The following is a 13,451-nucleotide window of genomic DNA, read 5'->3' as shown; positions in this document are numbered from 1 at the left end:
TGAATACGTTCAGTCGGATTTTTCAGTGCTCCCGAAGTTTCAAGTCCAGTACCTGCACAGACGGAACGCTTCTTGACAAGCACCTCAAAATCTGCGTCTTAACGGTGCGTCAGTGCCCTGATCGCATTCGATCAATTTCCCGTGGCTGCTGCTCCTTGGGAGCATCGAGATCTACGTGCTGACAATGGAGCTTTGGTGGCGCTTTGTGCGACGCAGGTTCGTGCGCGCAGCGGCCTGCGACGCCGTGTCGCAGGCGGGTGCGGCAATGTGTCGCACATAAAAACGCGGCCTGGCGCCCGCCCGGGCTTGTCAATGACTTCCGGAGTTGCCGCACGGCAGCATAAAATGCATCGTTGATCGCGCATGCCGGCCCGGATGCCGCGGCGGACGCGGGACAGCCCTCTCTACGGCGCCCCGCCTCCCGCTTCCGCGCGGTCCGCATCCCCTACGCAATTGGATCGTTCGATGATTCCGTTGAAACAACTCCGGCGCTCGCTGCGCTCCGGTCTGTTGCTGCTGGCCGCGCTGCTGCTGGCCGGCTGCAACTCGGCCATCCTCAACCCCAAGGGTCAGATCGGCCACGACGAGAAGACGCTGCTGATCACCTCGGTGGTGCTGATGCTGCTGGTGGTGATCCCGGTCATCGTGATGACCCTGGCCTTCGCCTGGCGCTACCGCGCGTCCAACACCAAGGCCCGCTACGAGCCGAACTGGTCGCACTCCACGGCGATCGAGGTGGTGGTGTGGTCGATCCCGTGCATGATCATCCTGGTCCTGGCGGTGCTGACCTGGCGCTCCTCGCATGCGCTGGATCCGTACAAGCCGCTGGATTCCAAGGTCAAGCCGATCACCATCGAGGCGGTGGCGCTGGACTGGAAGTGGATGTTCATCTACCCGGAGCAGGGCATCGCCACGGTCAACGAGATCGCGTTCCCGGTCGACACGCCGCTGAACTTCAAGATCACCTCCGACACGGTGATGAACTCGTTCTTCATCCCGCACCTGGGCACGCAGATCTACGCGATGGCCGGCATGGAGACCAAGCTGCACCTGATCGCCAACGAGCCGGGCGAGATGTTCGGCCTGTCGGCCAACTACAGCGGCCACGGCTTCTCGAAGATGGGCTTCGCCGCGCATGCCACCGACCGCGCCGGTTTCGACGCGTGGGTGGCCAAGGTCAAGGCCTCGCAGAAGACCCTGGACCAGGCCGAGTTCCAGGTGCTGGCGGCCAACCGCAACGACAAGGCCGCCTACCCGGTGACGTACTACGCCTCGGTGCAGGACGGCCTGTTCAAGTCGTTGATCGACAAATACATGATGGGCAAGGGCCACAAGATGGAAGGCCACGACGCTCATCCGGCATCGGCTGCTGAGCCGGTCGCCATGTGCACTTCTGGAGACAAGTGATGCTAGGCAAACTCACGCTCGAGGCGGTTCCGTACCACGAGCCGATCATCATGGCGGCCCTTGGCGGCGCCGGCCTGCTCGGCCTGCTGGTGGTGGCCGCGGTCACCAAGTACAAGCTTTGGGGCTACCTCTGGAAGGAGTGGTTCACCTCGGTCGACCACAAGCGCATCGGCGTCATGTACATCGTGGTGGCGCTGATCATGCTGCTGCGCGGCTTCGCCGACGCGGCGATGATGCGCACCCAGCAGGCGATCGCGCACGGCGGCAACGAAGGCATCTTCCCGCCGCACCACTACGATCAGATCTTCACCGCGCACGGCGTGATCATGATCTTCTTCATGGCCATGCCGTTCATGACCGGCCTGTTGAACCTGATCGTGCCGCTGCAGATCGGCGCGCGCGACGTGGCGTTCCCGTTCCTGAACTCGCTGAGCTTCTGGCTGTTCGTGGCCGGCGCGGCGCTGGTCAACATCTCCCTGGGCGTGGGCGAGTTCGCGCAGACCGGCTGGCTGGCCTACCCGCCGCTGTCCGGGCTGGAATACAGTCCAGGCGTCGGTGTCGACTACTACATCTGGGCGCTGCAGATCTCGGGCCTGGGCACATTGCTCACCGGCATCAACTTCTTCGTGACGATCATGCGCATGCGCGCGCCGGGCATGACCCTGATGCGCATGCCGATCTTCACCTGGACCGCGCTGATCACCAACATCCTGATCATCGCCGCGTTCCCGATCCTGACCGTGGCGCTGGCGCTGCTGGGTGCGGACCGCTACCTGGGCACGCACTTCTTCACCAACGACGGTGGCGGCAACGCCATGATGTACGTCAACCTGATCTGGATCTGGGGCCACCCGGAGGTCTACATCCTGATCCTGCCGGCGTTCGGCATCTTCTCCGAGCTGATCGCCACCTTCAGCCGCAAGCGCCTGTTCGGCTACACCTCGATGGTGTACGCGACCTCGTGCATCGGCGTGCTGTCGTTCATCGTGTGGCTGCACCACTTCTTCACGATGGGCTCGGGCGCCAACGTCAATGCCTTCTTCGGCATCACGACGATGATCATCTCGATCCCCACCGGCGTGAAGATCTTCAACTGGCTGTTCACCATGTTCCGCGGCCGCGTGCACATGACCGCACCGGTGCTGTGGACCATCGGCTTCATCATCACCTTCGTCATCGGCGGCATGACCGGCGTGATGCTGGCGATCCCGGCGGTGGACTTCGTGCTGCACAACAGCCTGTTCCTGATCGCGCACTTCCATAACGTGATCATCGGCGGCGTGGTGTTCGGCTACCTGGCGGGCCTGACCTACTGGTTCCCGAAGGCGTTCGGCTTCAAGCTCAACGAGAAGCTGGGCAAGGCCTCGTTCTGGTGCTGGATCATCGGCTTCTTCATCGCCTTCATGCCGCTGTACGTGCTCGGCTTCATGGGCATGACCCGGCGTATGAACAGCTACAACCATCCGGAGTGGGCGCCGTGGCTGATGGTGGCCGCGGTGGGTGCGGCGATCATCGGCACCGGCATCTTCCTGAACCTGGTGCAGATCGGCTACAGCATCTGGAAGCGCAAGGAGAACATGGACCTGACCGGCGACCCATGGGATGGCCGCACCCTAGAGTGGGCGACCTCCTCGCCGCCGCCGTTCTACAACTTCGCGGTGCTGCCGCACATCGACGACCGCGACCAGTTCTGGGAAGACAAGCTCAAGGGCAAGGGCTGGCCGCGTCCGGCCAAGTACGAACCGATCCACATGCCGCGCAACACGGCGGCGGGCTTCTGGATCGGCGCCTTCAGCATCGTCATGGGCTTCGGTCTGACCTGGCACATCTGGTGGATGGCGGTGATCGGCCTGGTCGGCATGATCGGCAGCTTCATCGCGCGCACCTTCGATGACGACATCGATTACTGGGTCCCGGCGGAGGAAGTGGAGCGCATCGAGAACGCGCGCTTCGCCCTGCTGGAACAGCAACACGCGGCCAACGCCGCAAAGGCGGTCTGAACCATGGCTTCCACGACGCTCGATTCCCACGCCGCCCACGCGGGCGGCCACGACCACGACCACGAACACCACGACGCGGGCGGCAACACCGTCTTCGGGTTCTGGGTCTACCTGATGAGCGACTGCCTCATCTTCGCCGGCCTGTTCGCCACCTACGCGGTGCTGGCCGGCGCGACGATGGACGGCCCGACCGCCAAGGAACTGTTCGACCTGAAGTTCGTGCTGGTGGAAACCTTCCTGCTGCTGTTCAGCAGCCTGGGCTTCGGCCTGGCGATGATCTCGGCGAACAAGCGCAGCATGGGCGGCCTGTACGGCTGGCTGGCAGTCACCGCCGCGCTGGGCCTGGGCTTCCTGGGCATGGAGCTCTACGAGTTCCACCACCTGATCGAAGAGGGCGCCGGCCCCGGCCGCAGCGCGTTCCTGTCGGCCTTCTTCACCCTGGTCGGCACCCATGGTCTGCACGTGGCCTCGGGCCTGCTGTGGATGACCGTGCTGGTGATCCAGATCGCGAAGAACGGCCTGACCCCGCGCAACATGACCCGCCTGGCGTGCCTGAGCCTGTTCTGGCACTTCCTGGACGTGATCTGGATCGGCGTGTTCACCATCGTCTACCTGCTGGGAGCGCTGTAATGGCCAACCATCATTCCTCCGACACGCACGCCGAGCACGGCCACGGCGGCGGCCTGAAGTCCTACCTGGTCGGCTTCGTGCTGGCGGTGATCCTGACCGTGATCCCGTTCGGCATGGTGATGAGCGGGGCGTTCCCGCGCGGCGTCACCGTCATCGTCATCGCGGTGCTGGCCGCGGTGCAGATGCTGGTGCACTTGATCTACTTCCTGCACATGGACCGGTCGGCCGAACAGCGCTCCAACGTGCACGTGGGCCTGTTCTCGCTGCTGATCATCGGCATCGTGGTGGTCGGCTCGCTGTGGGTGATGCACAACCTCAACGTCAACATGATGCATTGAGGCGCGCACCGCCTCGGGTTCGCGAAGGCCGCCTCCGGGCGGCCTTTTGCGTTCTACGGTCCGGTGCGGCCGCCCTGGAAGGTGCAGATGGCCGATGGGCGCGCCGCCGTCAGCTGCGGTCCGAGCCGAGCGTCGCGGAGAGTTTCAGCAGGACCTGCGCGTCTTCCGCGCTGAGGCGATCGAGCAGCCGCGTTCTGACCGCGGCGGCGTGGATCGGCCGCGCCGCGGCGATCTTCTCCCGGCCCAGGGCGGTGATGGCCACCTTCACCACGCGCGGTTCTGCGTCGCTGCGGCGGACCAGGCCGCGCGTCTGCATCCGGGTGAGCTGATGCGACAGCCGGCTCTTGTGCCACCCCATGGAATCGGCGAGCGCCTGCTGGCGCAGCTCGCCCTTGCCCAGGTCCACCAGCCGCGACAGCACACCGAAGTCGCTGCCGGTCAGGCCGGCGTGGTCGGCCAGGTCCTTTTCGACGGCGGCCATCACCGTCTGGCCCATCTGCTTGAAGGCGTGCCAGATCGCCAGTTCGCCTGCGGAGAGTTGTGCGTGCTTCATGCGGGTCACCATAGGCGGCGCTGGTTGACATGGCAACCCGAACGGCGTATCTCTAGGTTGACACGACAACCTTCGCGTGGCCGCTGGCAGGCGTGCGATGCCAGCCGGGCGGACACGCGGTTCCTGGAGGCGATGGCGATGTCCGCAATGACGTTCGCAGGTGTGGATGTGGTGGTGACCGGCGGCAGCGACGGCATCGGGTTCGGCCTCGCGCGGCGCTTTCTGGCCGCGGGCGCAAACGTGCTGGTCACCGGCCGCGATGCAGGCAAGCTCGATCACGCGGCCCAGGCCGCTCCCGGCCTGCAGACCCTGGTCAACGACATCGGGGTCGCCGATGAGCGCGAGCGACTGGCGCAGTACCTGCGAGCGCGGCATCCCGGGCTGCGCGTGGTCGTCAACAACGCCGGCATCCAGCGGCGTGTCGCGCTCGCCGACGACCAGGCGCCCTGGGCCGAGCGCCAGCGCGAGATCGACATCCTGTTCGCTGCCGTCGTGCATCTGAACCATTTGCTGGTCCCGCTGTTGCTGCAGCATGGCGAGCCTGCACTGATCGCCAATGTCTCCTCAGGCGGCGCCTTCGTTCCGCAGCCGTTCGCCCCGGTCTACAGCGCCTGCAAGGCCGCGCTCCACAGCTATACGCGCAATCTCCGCTTCGCGCTTGCCGCGACGCCGGTCAGGGTCGTCGAGATCATTCCGCCCGCGGTCCGCACCGCGCTGGCGGGCCCGGGCATGGCCCATGGCGCGGACCTGGACGACTTCTGCGACGCCATCTTCGCCGGCCTCGCGGCGGGGCAGGCCGATGAGCTCGGCTTCGGAATGACCGATTCGGCGGAGTTTCGGCAGCGTCTCGACGTGGAGCGTGCCGTGTTCGATGGATTCTCCGGGCGTTTTCCCGTTCGCAGGTACTGAAGCGACGGCGCCGGTGCAACCGGCGCGCCGGGGTTGTCCCGCTCACGCCATGCAAGGCGCGTCGGTGAGTTCGCACAACGGCAGCCAGGTCGGCACGCCGTCGCTGTTGCGGATCAACAGGCCCAGTTGCCCATGTTGCTGCAGCGGCTGGGCGTAGACCGGCGCGATGCCGGGTGCCGCGTGGGCGGGCGCCGCCGCCGTTGCCGGGAAGGCGCTGGCCAGCAGGGTCTGCGGCCGCGCCGCACGCAACGTGGCGACCAGTCCGGCCGGATCGCCGTGCCGCAGGGCGTGGCGGCACAGCGCCAGCAGGCAGGCGTCGTCGTCGTGCGGGTGCGCGCGCGTCGGTTCAGTGGCGTCCTCGATCGCTGTACGCGCGCGCTGCAGCAGGCGCCGCAGGTACTGGCGCGAGGCGCTTTCGCTGCGCGCTGACAACGCCGCCAGGTCGGCATGGCTGAAGTCGAAGGCCTCGGCGAGCAGCAGCATCGCCACGTCGCCGGCCGGCAGCGTGCGCACCAGCGCTACCAGCGCGTGCGTCACTGCCGCGCTGTGGAGGGCGTGGCGCTCCGGCCCGTCCGGATCGTCGGTGACGGACACTGCGTGTTCCTGTGCGATGCGCTCCAGCAGGACCCGGTAGCGGCTGCGGCGGCGCAGGCGGTCGATGCACAGATGGCGCAGCACGGTGGTCAGCCAGGCGTCGCGGCCGCTGGCCGGCAGCGGTCCCTGTGCGGCGCGCAAATAGGCCTCCTGCACGAGATCCTCGGCGTCCTGGCCCTGGCCAAGCCAGCGATGCGCCAGGGCCAGCAACTGGCGGCGCAGCGCCTCGCCGTCGGCCGGCGTGGGCGTGTCGGTCGGAGATGTCACGTCGCGGCCCCGTCGTTCGTTGGGAGGGACACCCACCATACATGGAGACAGGCCGATGCTGCGTTCCGACGAAACGTCCCCCGCCGCGCCCTCCGCGCAGTCGCCGTCCGCCGCCTTCCTCGAGGAAAAGGCGTTCCGCGCGCGGACCCTGCTGCTGTTCGGCACCATCACCGACGCCAGCGCCTACCAGACGGTACGCCATCTGCTGGCGCTGGATGCCGAGTCCGATGCGCCGATCGCGATGATCGTGTCCTCGCCGGGCGGGCATCTGGAATCCGGCGACGCCATCCACGATGCGCTGCGCTTCATTTCCGCACCGGTCGACATGATCGGCTCGGGTTGGGTCGGCAGCGCGGCCACGCACGTGTTCCTGGGCGTGCCGCGCGAGCGCCGGGTGTGCCTGCCGCAGACCCGGTTCCTGATCCATCAGCCCAGCGGCGGCGCCGGCGGCCCGGCCAGCGACATCGCCATCCAGGCCAGCGAGATCCTCAAGGCGCGCGCCCGCATCGCCAAGGTCATTGCCCGCGAGACTGGCCAGCCGCTGGAGCGCGTGGAGACCGACATCGAGCGCGACTGCTGGATGTCGGCGCAGGAGGCGATGGACTACGGCCTGATCTCGCGCATCGTCGAGCGGCGCAGCCAACTGGCCGGGCGCTGAGGGCTCCGGCCAATGCGGCAGGCGCCGTGCGCGGCGATCGCCGCGGGCATGACCTATGGCATGGCACGCGGCGGCGGCGCAGGCATAGCATGGGAGTTTGCCTGTCCGCTGTCGTTCGCCCTCTGGAGACCCCATGAACAAGTCCACCGCCTGGATGGCGCCGTTGCTGCTGGCCGCCACTGTCGCGTTCCAGGCCACGGCGCAGACCGCACCGCCGCGCGACGTGCCCTTCGCCGGTACGTTGAAGATCGATGTCGATGCCACCGATCTGGCGCACCGTATCTTCCGCGTGCGCAGCACCATCCCGGCCACGCCGGGGCCGATGACCCTGCTGTATCCGCAGTGGATCCCCGGCAACCATTCGCCGACCGGTCCGATCGACAAGCTCGCCGGGCTGACGATCAAGGCCAACGGCAAGGTGTTGCCGTGGACGCGCGACCAGTTCGACGTCTATGCGTTCAAGATCGACGTGCCCGCCGGCGTCAGCGAGATCGTCGCCGAGTACCAGTTCCTGTCCTCGCAGGGCGACGGCCAGGGCCGGGTGATGATGACCCCGGAGATGCTCAACCTGCAGTGGAACACCACCGCGCTGTATCCGGCCGGGGTGTACGCGCGCAACATCAAGGCGCAGGCCAGCGTGACCCTGCCGGCCGGCTGGAGCTACGCCACCGCGCTGGAGACCGCCACGCGCAGCGGCGATACGGTGACGTTCAAGCCGATCGATTTCGACGACCTGGTCGATTCGCCGATGTTCGCCGGCAAGTACTACAAGCGCATCGTGCTGGACGACAAGGGCAAGGCGCCGGTGGCGCTGAACGTGTTCGCCGACAAGCCCAAGTCGCTGGAGGCCAAGCCCGACCAGATCAAGGCGCACGTGGCCCTGGTGCAGCAGATGGACAAGCTGTACGGCGCGCGTCACTTCGACCACTACGAGTTCCTGCTGGCGCTGACCGACAAGCTCGGCGGCATCGGCCTGGAGCATCATCGCTCCAGCGAGAACAGTGGCCCGCTCGACTACTTCACCGAGTGGGACAAGAGCTGGGAGATGCGCGACCTGCTCGCGCACGAGTTCAACCACTCCTGGAACGGCAAGTACCGGCGCGGCGCCGACCTGGCCACGCCCAACTTCAACGTGCCGATGGGCGACAGCCTGCTGTGGCTGTACGAGGGCCAGACCCAGTTCTGGGGCGAGGTGATCGCCGCGCGCGCAGGGCTGTGGACCCAGGACCAGGCCCGCGACATGCTGGCCAACGTCGCCGCGGTCTACCAGCGCGGCCGTCCCGGCCTGGCCTGGCGCGCGCTGCAGGACACCACCAACGACCCGACCATGTCGATGCGCCGGCCGCGCGCCTACCGCAGCTACCAGTTGAGCGAGGACTACTATTCCGGCGGGCAGATGGTCTGGCTGGAGGTCAACGCCAAGCTGCGCGAGCTCAGCGGCGGCAAGCGCTCGCTGGACGATTTCGCCAAGGCGTTCTTCGGCATGCACGACGGCGCCTGGGACGTGAACACCTACACCTTCGACGACATCGTCGCCACGCTCGATGGGATCGCCAAGTACGACTGGGCGAGCCTGCTGCGCAGCCGTCTCGATGAGCACGGGTCGCTGGTCGGCGGGATCGAGGCCAGCGGCTGGAAGCTGGTCTATACCGATCAGCCGAACGCGGCCAGCAAGACCTCCGAGGCGCGCAACAAGAACCTGGACCTGAGCTACTCGCTGGGCCTGAGCCTGGACGAGCAGGGCCGGGTGCAATCCGTGCTGTGGGACAGCCCGACGTTCAATGCCGGCATCATCGCCGGCAACCGCGTGGTCGCAGTCGGCGGCCGCGAGTACAGCGCCGAGGCGCTCAAGGACGCGGTCACCGCGGCCAAGGGCGGCAGCACGCCGATCGAACTGCTGGTCAAGCGCGGCGACCGCTACGACACCTTGCGCATCGCCTACTACGGCGGCCTGCAGTATCCGCACCTGGAGCGCATCGCCGGCACGCCGGATCGCCTGAGCGAGTTGTACAAGGCGCGTTGAGGGCGGCGAGCGCGATCGCCGCCCGGCGCTTCGGTGTGCCGGTGCGCGGTGCGGCGACGGCGTCGTCGTACTGGCGCGTGTCGCTTGCGGCGCTTGCGCGCGCGATGCTCATTGTTTGGTCGCCACCGATGGCGCAGTCCATGCGAAGCCGTTCCTGCAGCGAGCGCAGCACCGTGCGGGAGCGGCCGAGGTGGCCGATCTTCTTTGCGGGGACGAGGTCAGGCGGTGAAAATCAATGTGGTCGGCACCAGCGCAAGCGGGAAAAGCACACTCGCCAGGCTGATCGCCAAGGAACTTGCGATTCCCTATGTCGAAATGGACAGACTCTACTGGCGCCCGGACTGGCAGGGGACCCCGGACGATGTGTTCCTGAAAGAGCTGGAGCGTGCGTTGGCCGCCTCTGCCGACTGGGTGCTGGATGGCAACTCCAACCGGACGCGCCCCGTGAAATGGCGCGACGTGGACCTGGTGGTGTGGGTGGACTATGGATTTTTGCGCACGCTGTTCCAGGCTGTCGCCAGAGCGTTCAAACGGGCCTGGCACAAACAGGAGCTGTGGCCCGGTACGGGAAATCGCGAGAGTTTTCGCCGCGCATTCTTTAGCCGGGAGTCCATCATCATCTGGATGCTCAAGACCTGGCGCAGCAACCGCGCGCGCTACCAGGCCGATCTGCACAACCCGCAGTACGCGCATATTCGCTTCGTGCGCATTAGGCGACGGGAGCAGGCGCAACACCTGCTTGCTGCCTTGAAGGCGCGCTGACGGCCTCCCTGCCGCGACAAGCGAAGAGGACATCGTCCCGGGCAGAATCGGTCTGACCCGACGTCGGCGCCACAGGCTGCCTCCTGCTGCCGCCTGGCGGCCGTGCGCGGGCGGCTTGGGTCACCAGTCGCGGGGAAACGCAGCAGCGCCCGCCGTACATCGTCGTCGCTGCCGAGTGCGCGACGTCTTCCCGGCGCCGCGTTACACGCTGGGGAAGCGAATGCGATGCGGTGCCTGGCGCCGCGTCGCGGACGCTGAGACCGCCAGCCACTATGCTGATGCATTGTCTGAGCGGACCAGAAGCAGATGGCGAAAGCGAAAACGGCCTATGTCTGCGGCGAGTGCGGCGCCGAATACAACAAATGGCAGGGTCAGTGCACCGAATGCGGCGCCTGGAACTCGCTGAGCGAGATCGTGCTGGAGAGCGCGGCCACGGCCAAGGCGCCGGCCGCGGCGCGGCGCAGCGGCTGGGCCGGCAAGGCCGAGACGCCGAAGATCACCGCGCTCAAGGACGTGGAGCATCGCGACCAGGCGCGCGTGTCCACCGGCATCGGCGAGTTCGACCGGGTGCTGGGCGGCGGCCTGGTCGAGGGCGCGGTGGTGCTGATCGGCGGCGACCCCGGCATCGGCAAGTCGACCCTGCTGCTGCAGGCGCTGGCGAAGATGGCCGGCACGCTGCCGGTGCTGTACGTGACCGGCGAGGAATCGCTGGGCCAGGTCGCCGGCCGCGCGGTGCGCCTGGACCTGCCGCTGGACGGCCTCAACGCGCTGGCCGAGACCGGCATCGAGCACATCCTGCAGCACGCCAGCGCGGCGCGGCCCAAGCTGATCGTCGCCGACTCGGTGCAGACCCTGTGGACCGAGGCGCTGACCGCCGCGCCGGGTTCGGTCAGCCAGGTGCGCGAGAGCGCCGCGCGCCTGGTGCGCTATGCCAAGGAGACCGGCACCGCGGTGTTCCTGGTCGGCCACGTCACCAAGGAGGGCGGCATCGCCGGCCCGCGCGTGCTCGAGCACATGGTCGATGCGGTGCTGTACTTCGAGGGCGAGAGCGGCAGCCGCTTCCGCCTGCTGCGCGCGTTCAAGAACCGCTTCGGCGCGGTCAACGAACTGGGCGTGTTCGCGATGGGCGAGAAGGGGCTGAAGGAAGTCTCCAATCCGTCGGCGATCTTCCTGTCCGGCGGCAGCGCGCACCAGCCCGGCAGTTGCGTGATGGTCACCCGCGAAGGCACGCGGCCGCTGATGGTGGAAGTGCAGGCCCTGGTCGATGCCTCGCCGCTGTCCAATCCGCGGCGCGTGGCGGTGGGCCTGGAACAGAACCGGCTGGCGATGCTGCTGGCGGTGCTGCACCGCCATGGCGGCATCGTGGTCGGCGACCAGGACGTGTTCGTCAACGTGGTCGGCGGCATCCGCGTGCAGGAGACCGCGGCCGACCTGCCGGTGCTGCTGGCGGTGCTGTCGTCGCTGCGCGATCGGCCGTTGGCGGAAAAGACCATCGCCTTCGGCGAGGTCGGCCTGTCCGGCGAGATCCGCCCGGTGCCCAATGGCGAGGACCGGCTGCGCGAGGCCGCCACGCACGGCTTCAAGCGCGCCATCGTGCCCAAGGCCAATGCGCCCAAGACCGGTACGGTCAAGGGCATGGAGGTGATCGCGGTGGAGCGCTTGGCGCAGGCGCTGGAAGCGGCGAGCGAATAGGCTGCGGCGTCGGCGGGCAGCGGCGCGTCGTCCCCGTGTACTGCGTCGCTTCGAATCGCGATGCGGTGGTGTGCGCGCGAGTGCGGCCCACGTAGACACGTGGCCGCATCGCGCGGCCTGGTGTGGAGATTTCCGATCCGCATCGTCAGCGGTAATGCATCCGCTCGCTGCACGTCGATGCGCGCGACCGGCCACAGGTCGCAGCCGGCGCCTCTTCTTCGGTAAGGCGAACGGCGCGCGTCGCCACGCGCGCCGTTGCCGTTGCGGTGCCGCAGACGCGATGGCGCCCGCGGTTCCGTCAATCCTTGCGGTACACCACGCCGAGCTTGTCGATCTCGTCGCCGTCGCGGCCGGTGAAGCCGGCGATGTGCCAGCCGCTGGGCGCGGTGAGCGTGTAGGTCTCGGTGGTCGGCGTGCCGGCGCTGAGGCTGCGGCCCTGGTTGGTGCGCAGGCTCAGCGAGAACAGCCGGGTGTGGCCGTTGTACTGGCCCACGCTCAGCGTGGCCGAGGTCAGCCGCTCGTTGCTGCCCAGGCGCAGCGTGACCGCGTCGCCGCCGCTGCCGCCGTGGGCCAGGGTGCTGCCGTTGTCCAGGCCCAGCGCGATGCCGTCCAGGCGCGAGGCGCCGCGCAGGGTCACGCTGGCGATGGTGCGCTGCTCGGCGCCCTTGGCGATGTCGTTGAACGGGGTGCCGTGCGGGCCGCCGAACTGGTCGCTGGTGCGCACGGTGGTCCCGACCGCCCAGCCGAACTGCGCGGCCAGCGGGTAGTGGTCGGACAGCGGCTTGCCGTCGCTGTCGTAGAAGTTGCCGTCGTCGAGCTTGTAGCGGTTGGCGACCAGGGTCAGCTGCGGCGCGTCGCGGTACAGGATCTTGTCCACCACTTCGCAGTCGTTGGTCGGCGGGGTGCCGCACAGCAGCGGCGCGGCGCCGGCCGCCGGGGCACTGCCCTTGACCAGTTCCACCCAGGTATCGGTCAGGCCGTTGGCGGAAATCAACGCACGGATGTTGTCGTCGGCGCGGGTGTAGCGGGTGTTGGAGTCCATCATCACCAGCACCGCGTTGCCGGCCGACCAGGTCTGGATGAACTGCGACAGCTGGCTGATGTTGGCGCGCCGCGCGGCCAGGTCGGCGCTCTCGGTGCCGGCGTTGGGGTGCGCGTTGTACACGTCCAGCAGCACGCCGTCGTCCAGGCGCACGCGCATGTAGCTGAAGCCCTTGGGGGTGAGGCAGTCGGTGCCGTTGCACTTGTCCCACTTGATGCGGGTGAAGTCGTCGAAGCGATAGTTGCTCAGCGTGTTGAGGCCGTCGCCGATCGCCGCGCCGCCGCTGGTGGGCGTGCGGTAGGGATGCTGGTCGCCCGCGTACAAGGTGGCGTGATAGTTGAAGTCTTCCTGCACGTTGATCAGGCCGTAGGGCGCCAGCTTCGGTGCGATCTGGGCGGTGTTGGCGGCCGGGTTGCTGCTGGAGATGCCTTGCGGCAGGCCGGCGACGTTGTAGGTGAGCACGTCGAGCACGCCGACGTCCGATTGCGCGTGGACCACGCCGGCGCAGGCCAGGCTCAATCCGATGCCGTAGCTCACGAGGGTGCGTAGATGCTGGATCATGAATCGCCTCTTGCG

General features: G+C 67.5%; 12 protein-coding genes. 9 read left to right on the top strand and 3 right to left on the bottom strand.

Annotation, left to right across the window (positions count from 1 at the left end; translation table 11 throughout):
- The first annotated feature begins 465 nt into the window (after positions 1–465).
- Genes cyoA through cyoD form a run of 4 tightly spaced genes read left to right on the top strand, consistent with a single transcriptional unit; the run spans position 466 to position 4,375 of the window.
- Entirely contained in the window at positions 466–1,407 is a 942-nt protein-coding gene (cyoA, locus tag RAB70_RS18735; protein WP_010341159.1) for a ubiquinol oxidase subunit II, read from the top strand.
- The gene (gene cyoB / locus RAB70_RS18730) at positions 1,407–3,407 is read left to right on the top strand and encodes a cytochrome o ubiquinol oxidase subunit I (protein WP_148829215.1); all 2,001 of its coding nucleotides are present in this window, start codon (positions 1,407–1,409) and stop codon (positions 3,405–3,407) included. The genes cyoA and cyoB overlap by 1 nt, the downstream gene beginning before the upstream one ends.
- Positions 3,408–3,410: 3 nt before the next feature.
- Positions 3,411–4,037, top strand: a complete 627-nt coding sequence (gene cyoC / locus RAB70_RS18725; protein WP_148829216.1) for a cytochrome o ubiquinol oxidase subunit III — start codon at positions 3,411–3,413, stop codon at positions 4,035–4,037.
- Positions 4,037–4,375: a cytochrome o ubiquinol oxidase subunit IV gene (gene cyoD, locus RAB70_RS18720; protein ID WP_010341155.1), complete on the top strand. Its 339-nt coding sequence runs from the start codon at positions 4,037–4,039 to the stop codon at positions 4,373–4,375. Before cyoC ends, cyoD begins: the two co-directional genes overlap by 1 nt.
- Before the next feature lie 109 nt (positions 4,376–4,484).
- Here the strand turns inward: cyoD and RAB70_RS18715 are convergent, their stop codons facing one another.
- Positions 4,485–4,940, bottom strand: a complete 456-nt coding sequence (locus RAB70_RS18715) for a MarR family winged helix-turn-helix transcriptional regulator (protein ID WP_225851660.1) — start codon at positions 4,938–4,940, stop codon at positions 4,485–4,487.
- Between the two features lie 126 nt (positions 4,941–5,066).
- On the opposite strand from RAB70_RS18715, the gene RAB70_RS18710 reads away from it, so the two are divergent.
- On the top strand, positions 5,067–5,837 hold the full coding sequence (locus tag RAB70_RS18710) for an SDR family NAD(P)-dependent oxidoreductase (RefSeq protein ID WP_225851661.1): 771 nt from the start codon (positions 5,067–5,069) through the stop codon (positions 5,835–5,837).
- A gap of 42 nt (positions 5,838–5,879) precedes the next feature.
- Here the strand turns inward: RAB70_RS18710 and RAB70_RS18705 are convergent, their stop codons facing one another.
- A complete protein-coding gene (locus RAB70_RS18705; protein WP_148829217.1) occupies positions 5,880–6,698 on the bottom strand; it encodes a sigma-70 family RNA polymerase sigma factor in 819 nt (272 codons plus the stop codon).
- Positions 6,699–6,753: 55 nt separating this feature from the next.
- Between RAB70_RS18705 and RAB70_RS18700 the strand changes: the two genes are divergently transcribed.
- The 4 genes from RAB70_RS18700 (at position 6,754) to radA (ending at position 11,833) form a co-directional block, all read left to right on the top strand.
- Positions 6,754–7,356 (top strand): ATP-dependent Clp protease proteolytic subunit, encoded by a 603-nt coding sequence (locus RAB70_RS18700; RefSeq protein WP_148829218.1) that lies wholly within the window; start codon positions 6,754–6,756, stop codon positions 7,354–7,356.
- A gap of 133 nt (positions 7,357–7,489) precedes the next feature.
- On the top strand, positions 7,490–9,379 hold the full coding sequence (locus RAB70_RS18695; protein ID WP_408068845.1) for a M61 family metallopeptidase: 1,890 nt from the start codon (positions 7,490–7,492) through the stop codon (positions 9,377–9,379).
- A 225-nt stretch (positions 9,380–9,604) separates the two neighbouring features.
- Positions 9,605–10,141, top strand: coding sequence for an adenylate kinase (locus tag RAB70_RS18690; RefSeq protein WP_148829219.1), 537 nt, complete (start codon positions 9,605–9,607; stop codon positions 10,139–10,141).
- A gap of 306 nt (positions 10,142–10,447) precedes the next feature.
- Complete coding sequence (radA, locus tag RAB70_RS18685; protein ID WP_017914782.1) at positions 10,448–11,833, top strand: DNA repair protein RadA; 1,386 nt, start codon at positions 10,448–10,450, stop codon at positions 11,831–11,833.
- A gap of 298 nt (positions 11,834–12,131) precedes the next feature.
- On the opposite strand, the gene RAB70_RS18680 is transcribed toward radA, so the two are convergent.
- Complete coding sequence (locus tag RAB70_RS18680; RefSeq protein WP_148829220.1) at positions 12,132–13,436, bottom strand: jacalin-like lectin; 1,305 nt, start codon at positions 13,434–13,436, stop codon at positions 12,132–12,134.
- Positions 13,437–13,451 lie beyond the last annotated feature (15 nt).

The organism is Xanthomonas sontii (assembly GCF_040529055.1).
Lineage (GTDB): Bacteria > Pseudomonadota > Gammaproteobacteria > Xanthomonadales > Xanthomonadaceae > Xanthomonas_A > Xanthomonas_A sontii.
Note: the sequence above shows the minus strand (reverse complement) of the source record. Positions and strands in the feature narration are given on the sequence as shown.